The organism is Pseudonocardia sp. (genome assembly GCF_025965585.1).
GTDB lineage: Bacteria > Actinomycetota > Actinomycetes > Mycobacteriales > Pseudonocardiaceae > Pseudonocardia.
Genome location: NZ_JAOPWR010000428.1, coordinates 13,690 through 32,583, shown reverse-complemented (window position 1 = coordinate 32,583; position 18,894 = coordinate 13,690). Strand labels below are relative to the sequence as shown.

The 18,894-nt window shown below is 71.6% G+C and carries 18 protein-coding genes; 4 read left to right on the top strand and 14 right to left on the bottom strand.

The genetic code is table 11. The features are described 5' to 3' along the window. Positions 1-16: 16 nt before the first annotated feature. From JWR81_RS26345 to JWR81_RS26330, 4 genes are read right to left on the bottom strand one after another with little or no spacing between them, the layout of a single operon-like run. Positions 17-997, bottom strand: a complete 981-nt coding sequence (locus tag JWR81_RS26345; RefSeq protein ID WP_297658692.1) for a glycine betaine ABC transporter substrate-binding protein — start codon at positions 995-997, stop codon at positions 17-19. 54 nt (positions 998-1,051) lie between these two features. Next, the gene (locus tag JWR81_RS26340; RefSeq protein WP_297658690.1) at positions 1,052-1,837 is read right to left on the bottom strand and encodes an ABC transporter permease; all 786 of its coding nucleotides are present in this window, start codon (positions 1,835-1,837) and stop codon (positions 1,052-1,054) included. Beyond that, entirely contained in the window at positions 1,834-2,892 is a 1,059-nt protein-coding gene (locus tag JWR81_RS26335; protein ID WP_297658738.1) for an ABC transporter ATP-binding protein, read from the bottom strand. The genes JWR81_RS26340 and JWR81_RS26335 overlap by 4 nt, the downstream gene beginning before the upstream one ends. Positions 2,893-2,941: 49 nt before the next feature. Then, a complete protein-coding gene (locus JWR81_RS26330) occupies positions 2,942-3,628 on the bottom strand; it encodes an ABC transporter permease (protein ID WP_297658688.1) in 687 nt (228 codons plus the stop codon). Positions 3,629-4,069: 441 nt separating this feature from the next. Here JWR81_RS26330 and JWR81_RS26325 point away from each other — a divergent pair, with 441 nt between their 5' ends. The 3 genes from JWR81_RS26325 (at position 4,070) to JWR81_RS26315 (ending at position 8,223) form a co-directional block, all read left to right on the top strand. After that, positions 4,070-5,728: an FAD-dependent oxidoreductase gene (locus tag JWR81_RS26325; RefSeq protein WP_297658685.1), complete on the top strand. Its 1,659-nt coding sequence runs from the start codon at positions 4,070-4,072 to the stop codon at positions 5,726-5,728. Between the two features lie 8 nt (positions 5,729-5,736). Continuing rightward, positions 5,737-7,218 (top strand): ATP-binding protein, encoded by a 1,482-nt coding sequence (locus JWR81_RS26320; RefSeq protein WP_297658683.1) that lies wholly within the window; start codon positions 5,737-5,739, stop codon positions 7,216-7,218. A 159-nt stretch (positions 7,219-7,377) separates the two neighbouring features. Further along, positions 7,378-8,223 (top strand): oxidoreductase, encoded by an 846-nt coding sequence (locus tag JWR81_RS26315; RefSeq protein WP_297658682.1) that lies wholly within the window; start codon positions 7,378-7,380, stop codon positions 8,221-8,223. 6 nt (positions 8,224-8,229) lie between these two features. Here the strand turns inward: JWR81_RS26315 and JWR81_RS26310 are convergent, their stop codons facing one another. Beyond that, positions 8,230-8,712: a hypothetical protein gene (locus JWR81_RS26310; RefSeq protein WP_297658675.1), complete on the bottom strand. Its 483-nt coding sequence runs from the start codon at positions 8,710-8,712 to the stop codon at positions 8,230-8,232. A 58-nt stretch (positions 8,713-8,770) separates the two neighbouring features. Beyond that, complete coding sequence (locus JWR81_RS26305; RefSeq protein WP_297658673.1) at positions 8,771-9,490, bottom strand: SDR family oxidoreductase; 720 nt, start codon at positions 9,488-9,490, stop codon at positions 8,771-8,773. Between the two features lie 70 nt (positions 9,491-9,560). On the opposite strand from JWR81_RS26305, the gene JWR81_RS26300 reads away from it, so the two are divergent. Beyond that, positions 9,561-10,448 carry a LysR substrate-binding domain-containing protein gene (locus JWR81_RS26300; protein ID WP_297658671.1) on the top strand — a complete coding sequence of 296 codons (888 nt, stop codon included), beginning with the start codon at positions 9,561-9,563 and terminating at the stop codon, positions 10,446-10,448. On the opposite strand, the gene JWR81_RS26295 is transcribed toward JWR81_RS26300, so the two are convergent. The 8 genes from JWR81_RS26295 to JWR81_RS26260 form a co-directional block, all read right to left on the bottom strand. Next, positions 10,429-11,052: an FMN-binding negative transcriptional regulator gene (locus JWR81_RS26295; RefSeq protein WP_297658669.1), complete on the bottom strand. Its 624-nt coding sequence runs from the start codon at positions 11,050-11,052 to the stop codon at positions 10,429-10,431. The genes JWR81_RS26300 and JWR81_RS26295 overlap by 20 nt on opposite strands. A 9-nt stretch (positions 11,053-11,061) precedes the next feature. Beyond that, positions 11,062-11,439: a VOC family protein gene (locus tag JWR81_RS26290; protein ID WP_297658736.1), complete on the bottom strand. Its 378-nt coding sequence runs from the start codon at positions 11,437-11,439 to the stop codon at positions 11,062-11,064. A 657-nt stretch (positions 11,440-12,096) separates the two neighbouring features. After that, positions 12,097-13,215, bottom strand: coding sequence for a galactokinase (galK, locus tag JWR81_RS26285; protein WP_297658667.1), 1,119 nt, complete (start codon positions 13,213-13,215; stop codon positions 12,097-12,099). Next, a complete protein-coding gene (galT, locus tag JWR81_RS26280; RefSeq protein WP_297658734.1) occupies positions 13,212-14,282 on the bottom strand; it encodes a galactose-1-phosphate uridylyltransferase in 1,071 nt (356 codons plus the stop codon). Before galT ends, galK begins: the two co-directional genes overlap by 4 nt. A gap of 47 nt (positions 14,283-14,329) precedes the next feature. Next, positions 14,330-15,097, bottom strand: a complete 768-nt coding sequence (locus tag JWR81_RS26275) for a DeoR/GlpR family DNA-binding transcription regulator (RefSeq protein WP_297658665.1) — start codon at positions 15,095-15,097, stop codon at positions 14,330-14,332. Beyond that, positions 15,097-17,073, bottom strand: a complete 1,977-nt coding sequence (locus JWR81_RS26270; protein WP_297658664.1) for a beta-galactosidase — start codon at positions 17,071-17,073, stop codon at positions 15,097-15,099. The genes JWR81_RS26275 and JWR81_RS26270 overlap by 1 nt, the downstream gene beginning before the upstream one ends. Continuing rightward, a complete protein-coding gene (locus JWR81_RS26265; protein WP_297658662.1) occupies positions 17,070-18,014 on the bottom strand; it encodes a carbohydrate ABC transporter permease in 945 nt (314 codons plus the stop codon). Before JWR81_RS26265 ends, JWR81_RS26270 begins: the two co-directional genes overlap by 4 nt. Beyond that, positions 18,011-18,886, bottom strand: a complete 876-nt coding sequence (locus tag JWR81_RS26260) for a carbohydrate ABC transporter permease (protein ID WP_297658660.1) — start codon at positions 18,884-18,886, stop codon at positions 18,011-18,013. Before JWR81_RS26260 ends, JWR81_RS26265 begins: the two co-directional genes overlap by 4 nt. Positions 18,887-18,894 lie beyond the last annotated feature (8 nt).

The window sequence follows — 18,894 nt, the reverse complement described above, 5'->3', positions numbered from 1 at the left end:
AGCGGCGCCGTGGGTGTCAGCCGGCGATGAAGCCCTTCGAGACGAGCCAGTCGTGGGCGACCTGCGCCTCCGGGATGTTGTCCGACGACTTCTTGCCGTTGAGCGTGAGCATCTCCGAGTTGGTCAGTGCCGCGGCGACCGGTGCGAAGAGCTGCGCGATGGCCGGGTTCTTGTCGTATACGGACTTCCGCACGTTGAGCGATGCGTTGTAGAGCGGTTCGTAGACCTTGTCGTCGGTCAGCACCCGCAGCTTCAGCGCCGGGATCCGGCCGTCGGTGGTGAACACCTCGCCGAACAGGCACTTGTTCGGGTCCGCCGTCGCCTGGTAGACCGCGCCGGTGTCGAGCACCTGCGGCTGCCCGCCAGGGAGCTTGAAGCCGTAGGTCGTGAGGAATCCGGGGAGCCCGTCGTCGCGGTTGAGGAACTCGCTCTCGACGCAGGTGGTGCCGGTGCCGCCCTTGTTGTAGTAGGCGGCCATGTCCGAGTCGGTCTTGAGGCCCAGCTCCTGGGCCTTGGCCTCGGACACCGCGAACGCGTAGGTGTTGTTGAACGCGGACGGCGCCAGCCACTCGATCTGGTTCTTGCTCAGGTCGGCCGCCTTGACCGTGTCGTACTGCTGCTGCGCGTCCTGGATCGGCTTGCCGTTGAGGAACGTGACCTGGGCGGTGCCCGTGTACTCCCAGTACATGTCGATCTGGCCGCCGAGCAGCGCGTCACGGGTGGCCTGGGTGCCGCCGACGTTGCACTTCGGGTTCACCGAGGCGCCTGCCGACTGCAGCACGTCGATGGTGATCTGGCAGAGCACCAGCTGCTCGTCGAAGTCCTTGCTGCCCACGGTGTAGGTCTGGCCCTTGAGGCTGATGCCCTGCGCCAGGCTGCCCGCCCCGGCCGCTGCGCCGCTGCTCTGCTGCAGCCCTCCGCCCGCGCATCCGGCCACCAGCGCCGCCACTGCCGTGCCTGCAGCCGCCAGCGCAGCCCCGCGTGTCCTCAACCGCATGTGTGTTCCCCTCCGTTGTGCCTGACAGTCCGATACGCCGACTTTCGTGGTGGCTCAGCCGCCCGCGCCGCGCACCGCGCGCTCCGCCAGCGCGGCGAGCCAGTCGACGAACAGTGCGAGCGCGGTGACCAGTGCCGCCACGGCGAACGCCGCGTCGGTCCGGCCGAGCTTCAACATGCTCTGGATCGGCGTCCCGAGCCCGCCTGCGCCGATGAACGTGGCCAGCGTGGCCGTGCCGACGTTGAGGACGAGCGCGACCCGGATGCCGGCCACCATCACCGGCACGGCCAGCGGGAGCTCCACCCGCCGCAGGGTCATGCCCGCGGACATGCCCATGCCCCGCGCGGCCTCGATGAACGAGGGCTCGACCTGGCGCAGCCCCACGACGGTGTTGGTGAGCACCGGGAGGAACGAGGCGATGACCAGGGCGACGATCGCGCTGGGCGCCCCGAACCCCAGCGGGCTGAACGCCATCAGGATGATCACCCCGAACGGGGGCAGCGCCTGCAGGAACCCGCCGACGGCGAGCACGGCGTCGCCGAGTCGGCCTGCCGAACGCCGGCTGAGCAGGATGCCGATCGGGATCGAGATGACCACCACCACGACGGTGGACACCACGACCAGGTAGGCCTGCTGGAGGAACTGCGTCCAGAGGCTGCCGAAGTCCAGTGCGCGACCCTCGGGAGCGCGGCCGGGCCGGGTGAAGTCCTGGGCGTCGATCCACGTCACGACGCCGGCCACGATGAGCACGACGAGGACCGGTGTCACGTACAGGGACCTGTCCCGCCGCCTGCCGCGGGCACGGCCCGCCGTGGGGGCCGGTGCCGTCGCGGTGGTCACGCCCTGCGCCCCTTCGCGCGCAGGTCTCCCACCAGCGCGTCCCAGCGCAGCGCACCGCGCGAGCGGCCGTCGTCGTCGACGACGAGCACGAGCGGGACCCGGGTGTTGAGCATCGCGTCGACGGCGTCGTAGACGGTGCCGCTCAGCGGAGACGTGACCAGTGGCGGCGGCTCGTCGTAGCCGGGCACGTGCAGCCAACGGTCGGGGCGGTCGTCGTCGCCGACGGCGAGCACCGGGTGGTCGCCCGCGGGCGTGCCACCGCTGGACACCACGATCTCGTCGAGCTGCAGGCGTGCCAGGTCCAGCAGCGACAGCCTGCGGACGGCGGCGCCGCCGCCGACGAACTCGGCGACGAAGTCGTCGGCCGGGTTGGTGAGGATCTCGTCGGGGGTGTCGTACTGGGCGAGCCGCCCTCCGGGCCGGAAGATCGCGATCCGGTCGCCGAGCTTGACGGCCTCGGTCAGGTCGTGGGTGACGAAGCAGATCGTCTTCGCCACCTGCCGCTGCACCTCGAGGAACTCGTCCTGCAGCCGTTCGCGGGTGATCGGGTCGATCGCGCCGAACGGCTCGTCCATGAGCATCACCGGCGGGTCCGCGGCGAGCCCGCGGGCCACGCCGACGCGCTGCTGCTGGCCGCCGGAGAGCTGACGCGGGTAGCGGTCGCGGTACTGGCCGGGCTCCATGCCGACCAGGTTCAGCAGCTCGTCCACCCGGGACGCGATGCGGGCACGGTCCCAGCCGAGCATCTTCGGGACCATGCCGATGTTGTCGCCGATCGACATGTGCGGGAACAGCCCGACCTGCTGGATGACGTAGCCGATGCGCCTGCGCAGCTGGTCGGCGTTGACCGAGGTGACGTCGTCGCCGTCGAGGATGATGCGGCCGGTGGTCGGCTCGATCAGCCGGTTCATCATCTTCAGGGTCGTGGTCTTGCCGCAACCCGACGGCCCGATGAGCATCACGATGTTGCCCTCGGGGACCTCGAACTCCAGTTCCTCGACGGCGGGGTGGTCCTGCCCCGGGTAGGTCTTGCTGACGCCCTCCAGAGCGATCATCGGCCGGGTGGGGGACTCGGCCTGGTCGGTGGCGGTGACCTGGGCGGTCTCAGACACGGATCCCCCTCGGCGTGGTGAGACGCTTGACGATGACGAACACGATCTCGAACACGGCGGCGATGAACAGCGGCCCGACCGTGCCGACCACCACCTGGGCGAAGCTGCCCGCCCCGCCGAGGCGGGAGAGCCCGTCCAGGAGCGGTTTGCCGAAGCCGAGGTCGCTGATGATCGCGGCGACGGCCGCGATGGAGATCATGATGAGCACGGAGACGCGGATCCCGGACAGGACGACCGGCCACGCCAACGGCATCTGGATGCGCACCATCCGGCGGACCGGCCCCATGCCGATGCCGCGGGCGGCCTCCATCACCGCGGGGTCCACCGAGGACAGCCCGGCGACCGTGTTGCGCAGCACCGGGTAGATCCCGTAGAGCGTCAGGCCGACGATGGCCGGGGTGATGCCCAGCCCGAGCGGCGGCTGCAGCAGGCTGAACAGTGCCAGCGACGGCACGGTCAGCAGCGCGGAGGAGACCAGCAGCGCGGTCTCCTGGGTGCCTGCCCGGATCCGCTTGGACCAGGACGGTGGCGTCAGCTGGTTGGTGTGCAGCACCAGTGCCAGCCCCACGGCGATCACGGCGGCGATCCCCTCCGAGTACAGGACGAGCAGGAAATGACTCTGCGCGAAGAACTGCACATCTGCCGAGTTGGTCGACAGGTACTGGAGGATGTCGCCCATCCGCCACGCCCCTTCCCCGGTTGCGTCACCCGGATGTGTCTCCAGCGCCGCGATGTCCGAGGGACGTTAGCCCCGTCCGGCTGGTTCGTCGGGCTGGAGCACGAGTGGGTGGCACCGGCGGTCCGGCGGTCCGGCCGCCCTGCGCTCCGGTCCGGATCCCGGAATGGGCCGGTCACAGCCCGGACCCGGTCGCTCGACCGTCCTCCGCGGTGCTGGAAGGGCGGCCGACGACGAGACCGGATCGTGACCTCACGCTCGTTGTGGTTCTCTTTCGGCCGCACCTTTTCGTGGAAGATCCCCGGTACATCGTGTACCTCGCCCTGTGGCGGACACGGTCGCCGTCGGGGTGTGCGCCGGACTAGGTTCGGTGACAGCACGCCGCCTCACCCCGCGCGGGTCCGCGCGCCGTCGTGTTCGTCTTCTCGCCGTCCGGGAGCCCGCATGGCCAAGCCCGTCCTCATGACCGTCGACGACGATCCCGGCGTCAGCCGGTCCGTCGCGCGGGACCTGCGCCGCCGCTACGGCGAGGAGTTCCGGGTCGTCCGTGCCGAGTCCGGCCACGACGCGCTCGACGCGCTGCGGGAGCTGGCACTGCGCGGCGAGCCGGTGGCGGCGATCCTCGCCGACTACCGGATGCCGGAGATGAACGGCATCGACTTCCTCGAGGCGGCGATGGACATCGCCCCGCACGCCCGTCGCGCCCTGCTCACCGCCTACGCCGACACCGACGCCGCGATCCGCGCCATCAACGTCGTGGACGTCGACCACTACCTGCTCAAGCCGTGGGACCCACCGGAGGAGAAGCTCTACCCGGTGATCGACGCGCTCGTCGAGACGTGGCGCGCGGTGGGCGTGCGGCCCGTCGAGGAGACGCGGCTGGTGGGGCACCGCTGGTCGGCGGAGTCGTTCGGTGCCCGCGACTTCCTGGCCCGCAACTCCGTGCCCTACCGCTGGTACTCCATCGACGAGCCGGAGGGCGCGCGGCTGCTGGAGGCCGCGGGCGCGGGGCCCGACGACGTGCCGCTGCTGATCACCACCGACGGCACGGTGCTGCGCAACCCGTCCGAGTCGGAGATCGCCGGCGCGGTCGGTCTCAGCACCGACCCGGCCATCGACTTCTACGACCTGATCGTCATCGGCGGCGGCCCGGCCGGGCTGGGCTCGGCGGTCTACGGCGCGTCGGAGGGGCTGCGCACCGTCCTCGTCGAGCGGCAGGCCACCGGCGGGCAGGCCGGGCAGAGCTCACGCATCGAGAACTACCTCGGCTTCCCCGACGGCGTGTCCGGCGCCCAGCTCACCGATCGCGCGCGGCGGCAGGCCGCCAAGTTCGGCGCCGAGGTGCTCACCGCGCGCGACGTCCTCGGGCTGGAGGCGCGGGGCTCGGCGCGCGTCGTCAGGTTCGGCGACGGCAGCGAGATCGCGGCGCACGCGGTGGTGCTGGCCACCGGCGTCTCCTACCGCAGCCTGGATGCGCCGGGCGTCACCGAGCTGACCGGCCGCGGCGTCTACTACGGCTCCGCGGCCACCGAGGCCCCCGCGTGTGCTGGTCAGCACGTCTACATCGTCGGCGGAGCCAACTCCGCCGGGCAGGCCGCGGTGTTCTTCTCCCGTCACGCCGACACCGTCACGGTGCTGGTGCGCGGCTCGGGCCTGGAGGCCTCGATGTCCACCTACCTGATCAAGCAGCTCGACGCCATCGACAACGTGAACGTGCGCACCGGCACCGAGGTGGCCCAGGCCTGCGGCGACGGGCACCTGCAGTGGCTCGTGCTCTCCGACCGTGCCAGCGGCGAGAAGCAGGAGGTGGAGGCCGGGTCGATGTTCGTGTTCATCGGCGCCGCTCCGCGCACCGACTGGCTCGACGGCGTGCTGGTTCGCGACGACCGCGGGTTCGTGCCCACCGGGCCCGACCTCGTGGTCGGCGGCGAGCGGCCATCGGGATGGCCGCTCGACCGCGACCCCTACCACCTGGAGTCGAGCGTTCCGGGGGTGTTCGTGGCGGGGGACGTGCGGGCCGAGTCGGTGAAGCGCGTGGCGTCGGCGGTCGGCGAGGGTGCGATGGCGGTGACGCTGGTGCACCGGTACCTGGCGGACCAGTGAGCGAGCGTGTGAGCGAACCGTCGGCGTTGAGCGGGCAGGCTCTCCCCGAGCACCTCCCGCCGGAACAGCTGCGCGAGCTGTTCCTCTTCGCCGACCTGTCCGACGAGCAGCTGGCCTGGGTGGGTGAGCACGCCGACGTCGTCGAGGTGCCCGCGGGGGAGGACATCGTCACCGAGGGGACGCCGGCGAAGTGCTTCCACGTGCTGCTCACCGGCACCGTCGCGATGAGCCGGGTCATCGGCGGCGACGCGGTGGAGACCACCCGCACCGACCAGCCCGGCGTCTACTTCGGGGCCGTGCAGTTCTACCTGGAGGACGAGTCGGCGCGCGACTACCCGGCCTCGGTCCGGGCGATCACCGACAGCGTCGTGCTGGCGCTGCCCGCGCGCGAGTTCGCCGACGAGTTCGCCCGCTGGTACCCGATGGCCGTCCATCTGCTGGAGGGGATGCTGCTGGGGATGCGCAAGACCAACTCGCAGGTCGCCGAGCGGGAGCGGCTGCTGGCCCTTGGCAAGCTCTCGGCCGGGCTCACCCACGAGCTCAACAACCCGGCGGCCGCCGCAGGCCGCGCCGCCGACGCGCTGCGCGACCGCGTGACGGGCATGCGCAACAAGCTCGCGATGATCGCCTCGGGCAAGCTCGCCGGCGCGCAGCTGCAGAAGCTGGTGATGGCGCAGGACGACTTCGTCAAGAAGGTGCGCCACGCGCCGGATCTCTCCCCGATGCAGGCCTCCGACCTGGAGGACGAGGTCGGCGACTGGCTCGACGAGCACGGGGTCTCCGGCGGCTGGGACCTGGCGCCGGTGTTCGTCGCGGGCGGGCTGCGCGTCGACGACATGGAGGCCGTGCTCGCCACCGCGGGCCCCGACACGTTCGAGGGCGCCGTCCGCTGGCTGGCCTACACCGTGGAGACCGAGAGCCTGCTGCGCGAGATCCTCGACGCCACCGCCCGCATCTCCGACCTCGTCGGCGCGGCCAAGCAGTACTCCCAGATGGATCGGGCGCCCTACCGCTGGATCGACGTCCACGAGGGGCTCGAGGCCACGCTGGTGATGTTCGGGCGGAAGCTGGGGGAGGAGAGCGGCATCGGCATCGTCCGCGACTACGACCGCACCCTGCCCCAGGTGCCCGCGTACGCCGCCGAGCTCAACCAGGTGTGGACCAACCTGATCGACAACGCCATCGACGCCATGACGGCGGCGGACGGGGCCGCCTCGGGCACCCTGACCGTCCGCACCGCCCGCGTGGACGACCGGCTGCTCGTCGAGATCGGCGACACGGGCCCCGGTATCGCGCCCGAGGTCCGGCGCCGGATCTTCGAGCCGTTCTTCACCACCAAGGCCGTCGGCCACGGCACGGGGCTGGGCCTCGACGTCACCTATCGCGTGGTGGTCAACCGGCACCACGGCGACGTGGTGGTGGAGTCCGAGCCGGGTGACACCCGGTTCCGGGTGTTCCTGCCGCTCACGGAGGAGCCCGGCCCCGCGTGATCACGCCGTCGGCGCGAGACAGGACGCGCACAGGGCAAGGCCCCGCTCCCGGATCGTGATCACGCCCGCCACGTTGAGCCCTGCTCGCCCCCAGCAGCAGCCCGCCCGGCTCCGTACGGTTCAGCGGAACGCCAGTTTCATGATGTCGAAGGAGCTTCCGTGCAGACCCTCCGTCTCGCCGACGACCTCGTCCTCACCCGCATGGGCTACGGCGCCATGCAGCTCGCCGGTCCCGGTGTATGGGGGCCGCCGCGCGACCATGACGCCGCGGTGGCCGTGCTACGCGAGGTGGTCGAGCTCGGCCTCACCCACATCGACACCAGCGACTACTACGGCCCGCACACCGTCAACGCGCTGATCCGGGAGGCCCTGCACCCCTATCCGGAGGACCTGCGGCTCGTCACCAAGGTCGGGGCGAGGCGCGCTCCGGACAAGTCGTGGCCCTCTGCGCTGTCCCGCGAGGATCTGATCAGTGCGGTCGACGACAACCTCCGCAACCTCGGCGTCGAGGCCATGGACGTCGTCAACCTGCGCGTCGGCGGCCAGCACGGGCCCGAGGAGACCTCGATCGCCGAGCCGTTCGGCGTGCTGGCCGAGCTGAAGGTGGCGGGCAAGATCCGCCACCTCGGCGTCAGCAACGTGACGTCCGCACAGCTCGCCGAGGCGCACACGATCGCGCCGGTGGTGTGCGTGCAGAACATGTACAACATCGCCCAGCGGGGGGACGACGCGCTGGTGAACCACTGCGTCGCCGAGGGGATCGGGTTCACGCCGTTCTTCCCGCTCGGCGGCTTCTCCCCATTGCAGTCCGGCGTGCTGGACGACTGCGCGAAGCGCCTGGGCGCCACCCCGTTCCAGGTGGCGCTGGCCTGGCTGTTGCACCGCTCGCCGACGATGCTGCTGATCCCCGGCACGTCGTCGCCTGTGCACCTGCGCGACAACGTCGCCGCCGCGTCGCTGGAGCTGCCCGCCGACGTGCTCGCCGACCTCGACGCGATCGGCTGAGGAGGGTCAGGCGACCGCGGCGGCGATCCGGTCCAGCGTCCCGGCGAGCTGCTCCTGCGAGACCAACGGGAACATCTCTAGGAACTTCGGGTCCTTGACGCTCATCCACTCGTAGGTCTGGGTGACCTCGGTGCCGCCCTCGACCTCGTGCAGGTCGTAGGTGTAGGTGTGGCCGCTGGCGTCCATGTCGCCGAGCTTCTCGGCGAGGTCGCAGGAGGGATCCAGCGCCGGCGCCCAGCCGATGCGCGCGTCGGGCACGTACGCGGTCACGGTGTTGATCATCCGGTAGTCGCCCATGGCGGCCTGGTTCATGTTCATGGCGAAGATCTGGCCGATCCCCTTGATCGGCGGGGCGTCGCCCGCGACGCCACGGATCATCCCGGCGCCGTCGAGCTCCTGGTGCCGGTTCGGGTCGGCGAGCAGCGCGAAGATGACGTCCGCGGGCGCGTCGATGACCTTGCTGGCCTGCAGCTTCCTGCTGGTGTCCATGTTGTCTCCAGTGTGATCGCTTTCACGTCCGAACGGCGTACCCGCTCGGCCGGACGGATCAAACCAACACGTAGCCGCCGTCGACGGTGACGATCGATCCCGTCGCGTACCGGGACGTCATGAGGTAGAGGTACGACTCGGCCACCTCGCGGGCGTCGGCGACCCGTCCGAGCGGCAGCGCCTTCGCCGTCTCCGCGTACATGGCCTCGCGGTCCGCCTCGGGGATCGGCGACCACAGCGGCGAGCGCACCATCCCGGGCGACACGGCGTTGACGCGCAGCGGCGCCAGCTCCACGGCCAGGGCCCGGGCCAGCGAGTTCACGGCGCCGCAGACGCTCGCTGCCACCGACCAGCCCGGACCGGGGCGGTCGGCCGCCACTCCGGTGGTGAGCACGATCGAGCCGCCCGGCCGGATCCGCCCCGCGCCCGCGCTGACGGCGTTCAGCGCGCCGAAGTACCGCAGCCCGAAGGCGGCGCGCGCGGCGTCGAGGTCCATCGCGTCGACGGTGAGCAGGGTCAGCGCCTCGCCCGCGGTGAAGACGAGGTGGTCGATTGCGCCGACGCGGTCGAACAGGGCGGTGACGGCGGCCGGGTCGGCGAGGTCGGCGACCTCGCCCGTCACGCCGGCGGGCAGCTCGGCGAGCGCGCGCTCGACGCTCGCCGTTCGGCTCGACGCCACGGTCACCGTGGCACCGTGCTCGGCGGCCAGTGCCGCCACCGCCAGTCCGATGCCCGAGGTGCCGCCGAGGACGAGGACATGCTCTCCTGTGAGGGTCATGCGTCCACGGTGCACACCAGCATCGTCGCAGGTCCAAGACCTGATCCGGCGTCTGTCATACCCTGGGGGCATGGATCTGGACCTGCGGAAGCTGCGCTACTTCGTCGCGGTCGCCGAGGAGCTGCACTTCGGTCGCGCGGCTGTGCGTCTGCACATCGCGCAGCCGGCGCTGTCGCGGCAGATCAAGGCGTTCGAGGCCGAGCTGCACGTGGAGCTGTTCGAGCGTTCGCGGCGCTCCACCACGCTCACCGACGCCGGCCGCCGGCTGCTCGACGGCGCCGGGCCGCTGCTCGCGTCGGCCGTCGCGCTGCAGCGTCGGGTGCGGCGGGACACGGCGACGCTGACCGTCGGGTTCATGCCCGGCCTCACCGTCACCGCCGCGGTGCGGGCGCTGACGGACCGGCACCCGGACCTGTCGGTCGACCTCGTCCGCACCACCTGGGACGACCAGGTCGAGGTCCTGTACGACGGCCGCGTCGACGTCGGGTTGGTGCGGCTGCCGATCCCGCAGCGGGGGCTGGTGGTGCGGCCCCTGTTCACCGAGCCCCGCGTGGTGGCGCTGTCCGCCGAGCACCCGCTGGCCGGCAAGGAGTCCGTCCGCATCCACGACCTGGCCGACGACCACCTCCTGCAGGACCCGGACGCGGTGCCCGAGTGGCGCGACGTCGCCGTCGAGCTGCGGGAGGGCACCGCCGCCGCGGTGCCGGCGTTCGCGAGCATCGAGGAGAAGCTCGAGCACGTGGCCGCCGGGCGGGGGATCGCCGTCGTCCCGCTGTCCGCGGCCGGGTACTACCGGCGCCCGGACGTCGTCGCGGTGCCCGTGGAGGACCTGGGCCCGAACCAGGTATGCGTCGCGTGGGCGAAGGACAACCGCTCGCCGTGGATCGCGGAGTTCGCCGAGCTGGCCGCGACCGACGGCCCCGGCCTCGACGGGCCCATCAGGTGTCCCTCGCGCTGATCATGGCGGCTGCCGTTGCCGCGTCACCGCGTGCCGCGAGTCCTGCGATCACCCCGTCGACGTCGGCCTCCGGGCGGTTCTGGCTCATCTTCACCTTCGCCTCGATCCGGCTGATCACCAGTTCGACGCCGACGATTGCGCGCAGCTGACCGGCGACGAACGCGGGCGGCGCGTCGTCCACCGACCACGGCGAGGGCTCCGCCGCCTCGTGGAGGTCGGTCAGGCGGCGGACCAGCGCGTCGAGCCACTCGACGTCGTCGTGGATCCGCAGCTCGCCGTACACGTGCGCGGTGAGGTAGTTCCAGGTGGGGACGACGCGCCCGTGCTCCGCCGCCGACGCGTAGAAGCCGGGGGAGACGTACGCGTCGGGACCGTGGACGATCACCAGCGCCTCGCCGGTGACGGGCCTGCTCCACTGGTCGTTGCCGCGGGCGACGTGCCCGAGCAGCGTGCCGTGCTCCCCGGTGTCGGCGTCGTGGACGAACGGCAGGAACGTTGCCACGAGCCCCTCCGGCGTCATCGTGACCATGTCGGCGGCCTGCGGGCGGGCGAGCAGCTCACGGACCGCGTCGTCGTCGGCCGCGAAGTGCGTGGGGACGTACACGGAATCTCCCTAGGAGGGCTGGATGAGGTCCCACCGGTTGCCGTACGGGTCGGCGAACACCACCACCGTGCCGTACGGCTCGTGGCGTGGTTCCTCGGTGAACGCGACGCCCGCGTCCAGCATGCGCGCGTGGTCGGCGTCGAAGTCGGCGGTGGTGAGGAACAGCGCCACGTGGCCGCCGGTCTGGTCGCCGATCCGGGTCTGCTGGGCGTCGCCGTCGGCGCGGGCGAGCAGCAGCCGGGTGCCGCGTCCGCTCGGCGGCCCGGCCACCACCCACCGTTTCCGGTCGCCCAGGTCCGTGTCCTCCACCAGCGCGAACCCCAGCACGTCGACGTAGAAGGCGATCGCGTCGTCGTAGTCGGGCACCAGGAGGGTGACGAGCCCGATCTCCTGCGCCGGCCGTGCGGAACGGGTGGTGTTGTCCCAGCCCCAGGTCGAGCGGCGGGCACGGTCGGGCAGGGCGATCCGGCCGCACGCCCACAGCAGCGTGGTCCACGGGTCGCCGACGGGCTCCACCTCGGGCAGGAGCCGGGCCAGTACCCGGGCGCAGAGGCCGGGGTCGGGCGTCCACGGCACGCCGAGGCCCTGGGCGACGTCGCGCGTGTGCACGAGCGTCTCCAGCACGCCCATCGCGGCGGACGCCTCGGGGTCGGCGCCACCGAACGTGTGCCGCGCGCGCACCGCCGGCGGCGTCACACGCACCATGGCCGCCAGCAGCGCGCCCGACGCGACGAGGACCGCGAACAGCCCCTCCGGGCCGGCAGCGGGGTCCGAGCGGATCGTGTTCGCCTCCTCGCCCGGCTTGCGCGGTTCCGCCTCGATCGGGAGGTACTCCGGGTGGCCGGGAGAGCCCAGCTCGACGGCGTAGTAGAAGAGGTCGTCGGCGATGTGCTCGGCGGTGACCCAGCAGCTCCACTCGAGGTCGCCCGCGGGCACGCTCCAGTCACCACCCGCCCCCGGACGCAGCGCGACGACGGCGTCGCGGACGACGGAGACCACGTCGTCGGCGGTGACGGGGCCGGGATGGTCGAGCATGCCCGGACCCTAGAGGACGGGGAGGGGGTGGGCGCCCTCCGACGGCTCCGCTGCTCTGACCTCCGGGTCCTCGTGCCCGCCCGCCGCGAACGCCTCGCGCACCGCGGTGGTCACCTCGTCCACCCGGTCGGTCGGGGCCAGCGCGATGGCCGACCCGCCGAAGCCGCCGCCGGTCATGCGCGCCCCGAGGGCACCGGCCCCCCGGGCCGCCTGGCAGGCCAGGTCCAGCTCGAGGCAGGACACCTCGAAATCCAGCGCGAGCGACTGGTGCGACGCGTCGAGGAGCGGGCCGACGTCGCGCAGCCGCCCGTCGTCGAGCAACGCCACCACCTCCCGCACGCGCTGGATCTCGGTGACGATGTGCCGCGCACGACGCAGCAGGTCGCCGTCGAGCGCCTCCAGCTCACGCAGCGTGGCCTCGCGCAGGCTGGCCAGGCCCAGCGTGGCCGCGGATTTCTCCACCGCCGCCCGGCGCTCCCCGTACCGGCCGTCGGCCAGGCGGTGGCGCACGCGGGTGTCGATCACCAGCAGGCACAGCCCGTCGTCGGCGGGGGCGAAGGGCACCTGCCGGGTGGAGCCGTCGCGGGTGTCGAGCAGCAGCGCGTGGCCGGCCGTGGCCAGCAGCGACGCGGCCTGGTCCATGCCGCCCGTCCGCGCGCCCACCACGTCGTTCTCGGCCCTCACGCAGGCGGCTGCGAGGTCGCGGCGGTCCAGGCCGAGGCCGTACAGCGTGTCGACGGCCAGCGCCGTGGCGCACTCCAGCGCCGCGGACGACGAGAGCCCCGCGCCCAGCGGCACGGTATCGGCGACCAGCAGGTCCACCCCGCCGACGCGGTGCCCGGCCTCGCGCAGCGCCCACAGCACGCCGGCGGCATACCCGGCCCAGCCGCCGGGGGAGCCGGGGCCGATGTCGCCCAGTGAGCCGTCGAAGCCGTCGGCCTCGGCGCGGCTGCGCACCCGCACGCGGTCGTCGGGCCGCGCGGCGACCTCCACCACCGTCCGCTCCGCGATCGCGAACGGCAGGCAGAGTCCCTGCGCGTAGTCGACGTGCTCACCGATCAGGTTGACCCGGCCCGGCGCGGCCCAGCGTCCGTCCGGCTCCCGGCCGAAGTGGTCGAAGAAGGTCATACGGCTCCGCGCAGCCTCTCCGCGATCGTCTCCGGCGCGGCGTCGTTCACCCACGCGGCCATGCCCGACTCCGAGCCCGCGAGGTACTTGAGCTTGCCGGGCGCCCGGCGCAGCGAGAACAGCTGCAGGTGCAGGCGGGTGAGGTCGCGACCGGTGTGGACGGGCGCCTGGTGCCAGCCGGAGATGTAGGGCAGGTCGCCCGGCTCCCCGAAGTAGCGGTTGAGGCGGCCCAGCAGGTCCCGGTAGAGGACGGCGAGCTCGGCCCGTTCCTCCTCGTGGAGCGCCGCGATGTCGGGCACCGCGCGGTGCGGTACGAGGTGCGCCTCCACCGGCCAGCGCGCGGCGGCGGGCACGAACGCCGTCCAGTGCTCCCCGTCGAGGACGACGCGGGTGCCGGCCTTGCGCTCGGCGTCGAGCACGTCACCCATGAGGTCGCGGCCGGTGCGCTGGCGGTGCGCGCCGGCGCGGGTGATCAGCGACGCGGTGCGCGGCGTCACGAACGGGTAGGCGTAGATCTGGCCGTGGGGGTGATCGAGCGTCACCCCGATCTCCTTGCCGCGGTTCTCGAACGGGAAGACCTGCTCGACCCCGGGCATGGCCGACAGCGCCGCGGTGCGGTCCGCCCACGCCTCGATGACGGTGCGCACGCGGCTCTCGGTGAGCGCGGCGAACGACGACGAGTGGTCGCTCGTGAAGCAGACCACCTCGCAGCGTCCGGTGGCCGGCCGCTGCGGCCACAGCGCCATGCCGTCGACGTTCGGCTCGACCTGGGTCGTGGTCTGCGCGAACGAGGGGAAGCGGTTCTCGAACACCACCACGTCGTAGTCCGGCGCCGGGATCTCCGACGGCTCCCGCCCCGGCTGCGTGGGGCACAGCGGGCAGTGGTCGGCGGGCGGGAGGAACGTGCGGTCCATGCGGTGCGCGGCGATCGTCACCCACTCGCCGGTGAGCACGTCGAAGCGCATGGTGGAGCCGTGCTCGACGACGGGCAGGTCCCGAGTGTCCGGCAGCACCTCGCGCCCCACCGTGGCGTCGTCGAAGTAGAAGAGCTCCCGGCCGTCGGCCATCCGGGCCTGGATGCGGCGGACATCCGGACGCGGCGCTGATAGCTCGCTCACGCCGCCAGCACCACCCGTCCGCAGCTGCTCTCCAGGATCCTCCGCGCGTCCGGCTCCAGGCCGTCGTCGCTCACCACCACGTCCACCTCTGCGAGGGTTGCGATCGTGCTCAACCCCACCACCCCCCACTTCGACTTGTCGGCCACCACGGCGACCCGCCGCGCGCTGGACACCAACGCCCTGTTCGTCTCGGCCTCCACCAGGTTCGGCGTGGTGAAACCCGCCTCGGCGTCCATGCCGTGCACCCCCATCAGCAGCCAGTCCACGTGCAGCCGGCGCAGCGCGCTGACCGCGATCGGCCCCACCAGCGCGTCGGACGGCGTGCGCTCCCCGCCGGTGAGCACCACCGTCAGGTCGTCGCGGCCGGCGTCGTGGAGCACCTCGGCCACCCGCAGCGAGTTGGTGACGACGGTCAGCCGCGGCACCCCGAGCAGCGCCGTGGCCACCGCGTGCGTGGTGGTGCCCGCCGAGAGCGCCACCGAGGCGCCGGGCTCGATGAGGTTCGCCGCGGCCGCCGCGATGGCCTGCTTGGCCGCCGTGTGCAGGCCCGACTTCGCCGCGAACCCCGGCTCGTCCACGCTGCTGCCGGCCGCCGTCGCGCCGCCGTGCACGCGCGTGACGAGGCCGCGGCCGGCGAGGACGTCGATGTCGCGGCGGATGGTCATGTCGGACACGCCGAGCCGCTCGACCAGTTCGGAAACCCGCGCACCGCCGGTGGTGCGCACCTCGTCGAGGATCAGCTCCTGGCGCTGGCGGGCGAGCATCAGGTCCCTTCCTGTATCACGGCGGCCCGGATGACGGCGGCACAGCCGGCCGCTACCGAAACGCTACCGGCGACGGCGGTGCCACTGATGAGTTCGGTACCCGTGACGGGCACCACTGCCTCGGTGCTCGACCGGTTCAGCACGAACACGTACTTCCCGCGCCGCACGACCTCCACACCGTCGGAGCCCGTCCGGGTGACGCCGGCCTCGTCCAGGACGCGCTCGGCCAGTGCCGCCGTCGCGGCCTCGTCGAGGCGCGTGGCGATGTACCAGGCCGTCCCGTTCCTCGTGACGGCCGGCGTGCCGGGCAGCGGCCCGTCGGTGTAGCTCGCGACGACCTCGGCGCCGGCCGTGGTGAGCAGCTCGGTCCACAGGTCGGCCGTGCCGCCGTCGTCGAGCGTGACAGTGGCCCCGGGTGCCAGCGGCGCGAACTCCTCCGACCGCACGCCCAACAGCTCCCGGAACGCGCCCGGGTAGCCGCCGAGGCGGATGTGGTCGCATGTGTCGACGATCCCCGAGAAGTACGTGACGAGTACGTGCCCGCCGCGGGCCACCACCTCGGCGAGAGCGGGCGCCAGGGTGTCATCGACGAGGTAGAGCGTCGGGACCACGACGACCTTGTACCCCGAGAGATCCGCCGACGGCGACACGACGTCGGCCGTGGCACCCGCGTCCGTGACGGCCTTGTGCCAGCGGTGCACGGCGTCGACGTAGCGCACCTCCGCGCTCGGGTGCGAGCCGAGGTCGCAGGCCCACCAGGCGTTCCAGTCCCACAGCAGGGCGACGTCGGCCACCACGTGGGAGCCCGCCACCTCGCCGATGGCCGTGAGCGCCGCGCCCAGCTCGACGACCTCGCGGAACTTCATCGAGTCACGGCCCGCGTGGGGCACGAGCGCGGAGTGGAACTTCTCGCCGCCCGCGCGGGAGGCCCGCCACTGGAAGAACGCGACGGCGTCGGCCCCTCGGGCCACGTGGCGCAGCGAGTCGAGGAGCAGCTCGCCGGGCCGCTTGGCGATGTTCACGGGCTGCCAGTTCACCGCCGAGGTGGCCGACTCCATGAGCAGCCACGGCGCCCCGCCGGCGACACCCCGCGTCAGGTCGTCGGTGAAGGCCTGCTCGGCGTGGACGTGCGGGAGGCGGTGGTCGAGGTAGTGGTCCTGCGCGATGACGTCCATGTCGGGCGCCCACGAGAAGTAGTCCTGCTCGGACTGGTGCGAGCTGATGATGAAGTTCGTGGTGACGGGCACGCTCGGGCAGATGTCGCGCAGCACGTCGCGCTCGGCGCGGTGGTAGTCGAGCAGCTCGTCGGAGCAGAAGCGGGCGAAGTCGAGCTGGTGGGTAGGGTTCGGCACCGCCGGCGTGATCCGCGGGGGCAGCACCTCGTCGAAGCTCGCGTAGTGCTGGCTCCAGAAGGCCGTGCCCCACGTGTCGTTGAGCTTCTCGACGTCTCCGTAGCGGTCGGCCAGCCAGGCCCGGAACGCCGCCGCGCTGACGTCACACCAGCACCTGCCGTTGTGACAGCCCAGCTCGTTGGACACGTGCCACAGCCGGACGGCCGGGTGCTCGCCGTAGCGGCGCGCCATCTCGGCGACGAGCCGCAGCGCGTGCTCGCGGAACACCGGCGAGCTCGGGCACCACGACTGGCGGCTGCCCGGCCACAGCGTGTGCCCGAACTCGTCGACGGTGAGCATCTCCGGGTGCGCGGCGGTGAGCCACGGCGGCGGGGCGGCCGTCGCCGTGGCCATGTCGACGGCGATCCCGCCCTCGTGGAGCAGGCCGAGGATCTCGTCGAACCAGCCGAAGTCGAACCGGCCGGGCTCGGGCTCCAGCAGCGCCCAGCTGAACACCCCGAGCGTCACGAACCCGACGCCGGCCTCCTGCATCAGCGCGATGTCCTCGGGCCAGACCGAGCGCGGCCACTGCTCGGGGTTGTAGTCGCAGCCGAGTGCGATGCCGTCGAAGGGGAAGGAGGTCATCCCTTTGTCGCTCCCAACGTGAGACCCGAGACGAACTGGCGCTGCAGTGCGAAGAAGATGATCAGGACCGGCAGCATGACCAGCACCGACCCGGCCGAGAGCAGGTTGTAGTCGGTGAAGAACTGACCCTGCAGGTTGTTCAGCGAGCTCGTGACCGGGAACTTGTCACCGCGCTGCAGCAGCACGGTGGCCCAGAAGAACTCGTTGTAGACCCACGTGACCTGCAGCGTCGCCAGCGCGGCCAGCGGCGGCCGGCACAGCGGCAGTGTGAGCTGGAAGAACTGGCGCAGGACGCTCGCACCGTCCACCCGTGCCGACTCGTAGATCTCGTTCGGGATCGTCTTCATGTAGTTGCTCAGCACGAACGTGCAGAAGCCGAGCTGGAAGGCGATGTTCATGAGGATCACGCCGATCGGCGTGTTGAGCAGGGTGCCCGAGTCGCTGAGCCAGAACGGCACCTCGATGCTGCGGAACATCCGGTACACGGGGATCAGCAGCGCCTGCGGCGGCAGCAGGTTCGCGGCGAGGAACACGCCCAGCAGCGTCAGGTTGAGCTTGAAGCTGAAGCGCGAGAGCACGAACCCCATGCAGCACGACAGGAACAGCGTGATGATCACGGCCGGGGCGGTGATCACCAGCGAGTTCCAGAAGTGGATGCCGAAGTCGCCCTGTGTCCACGCGTTCGCGTAGTTCTTCAGCGTGAACCCGCCGAACGACACGTAGCCGTGCTGCGCGGTGTAGGAGTAGTCGCGGAACGAGTTGAGCAGCGCCCACATGATGGGGAAGAGCCACGCGAGCGAGACGGCCCACAGGAAGACGTGCAGCACGATCCGCGGGGGCTTCGGAAAGTTCCGCTTGCCGGCGAGCGGTTGGGCGGCCGGCCTTTCCGCCACGGTCGCGATGCCGCCTCCGCGGGAGGAACGTGCGCCGGCGGTGGTCATTTCTGCTTCTCCTCGCGCATCACGATCGTCAGGTAGATGATCACGAACACCGAGCTGATCAGGAGCATGATCGTGGCCATCGCGGAGCCGAAGCCGATCCGGCTGGCCTCGCCCACCACGTTCTGCGTCACGAGCGTGGCGATGGTCTCCAGCCCGTTGCGCCCCTTGTTGATCACCCAGACCAGGTCGAACGCGCGCAGCGCCTCGATCACCGTGATGACGAGGACGATGACGTTGATCGGCCGCATCACCGGGAAGACGACCCGGAAGAACGCCTGCCGCTCGTTCGCGCCGTCGATCATGGCGGCCTCGCGCAGCGACGGGTCCACGGCCTTCAGCCCGGCCAGGTAGAGCAGCATGATGTAGCCGACGTGCTTCCAGCTCGCGGCCACCAGCGCCGCCCACAGGTTGTACCTCGGGTCGCCGTACCAGTCCACCTGCGTGCCCAGCACCGCGTTGAGCAGGCCCTGGTCGCGCGAGTAGATGAGCTGCCACACGAACCCGACCAGCGCCAGGCTCAGCACCACCGGCAGGTAGATCGCCGTCTGGTAGAAGCGGCTGAAGCGGATCTCCTTGTCCAGCAGCACGGCCAGGAACATCCCGACCGGCGTGGCCACGAGGAACAGCGCGGCCAGCCAGATCAGGTTGTGCTGCAGCGCCGGCCAGAACGGCGGGTAGTTCGTGGTGACGTTGACGTAGTTGGTGGCGCCGACGCCCTGGATCGAGCTGATCGAGCCGATGCCGTTCCAGTTGGTGAACGACAGCGCCACCGTGGCGAGCGCCGGGAACCAGACAAGCACGAGGATGAGCAGCGTCGGGACCGCCACCATGATCGAGACGACGACGAGGTCGGCGCGCGTCAGCTTGCGCACCCGCTGGT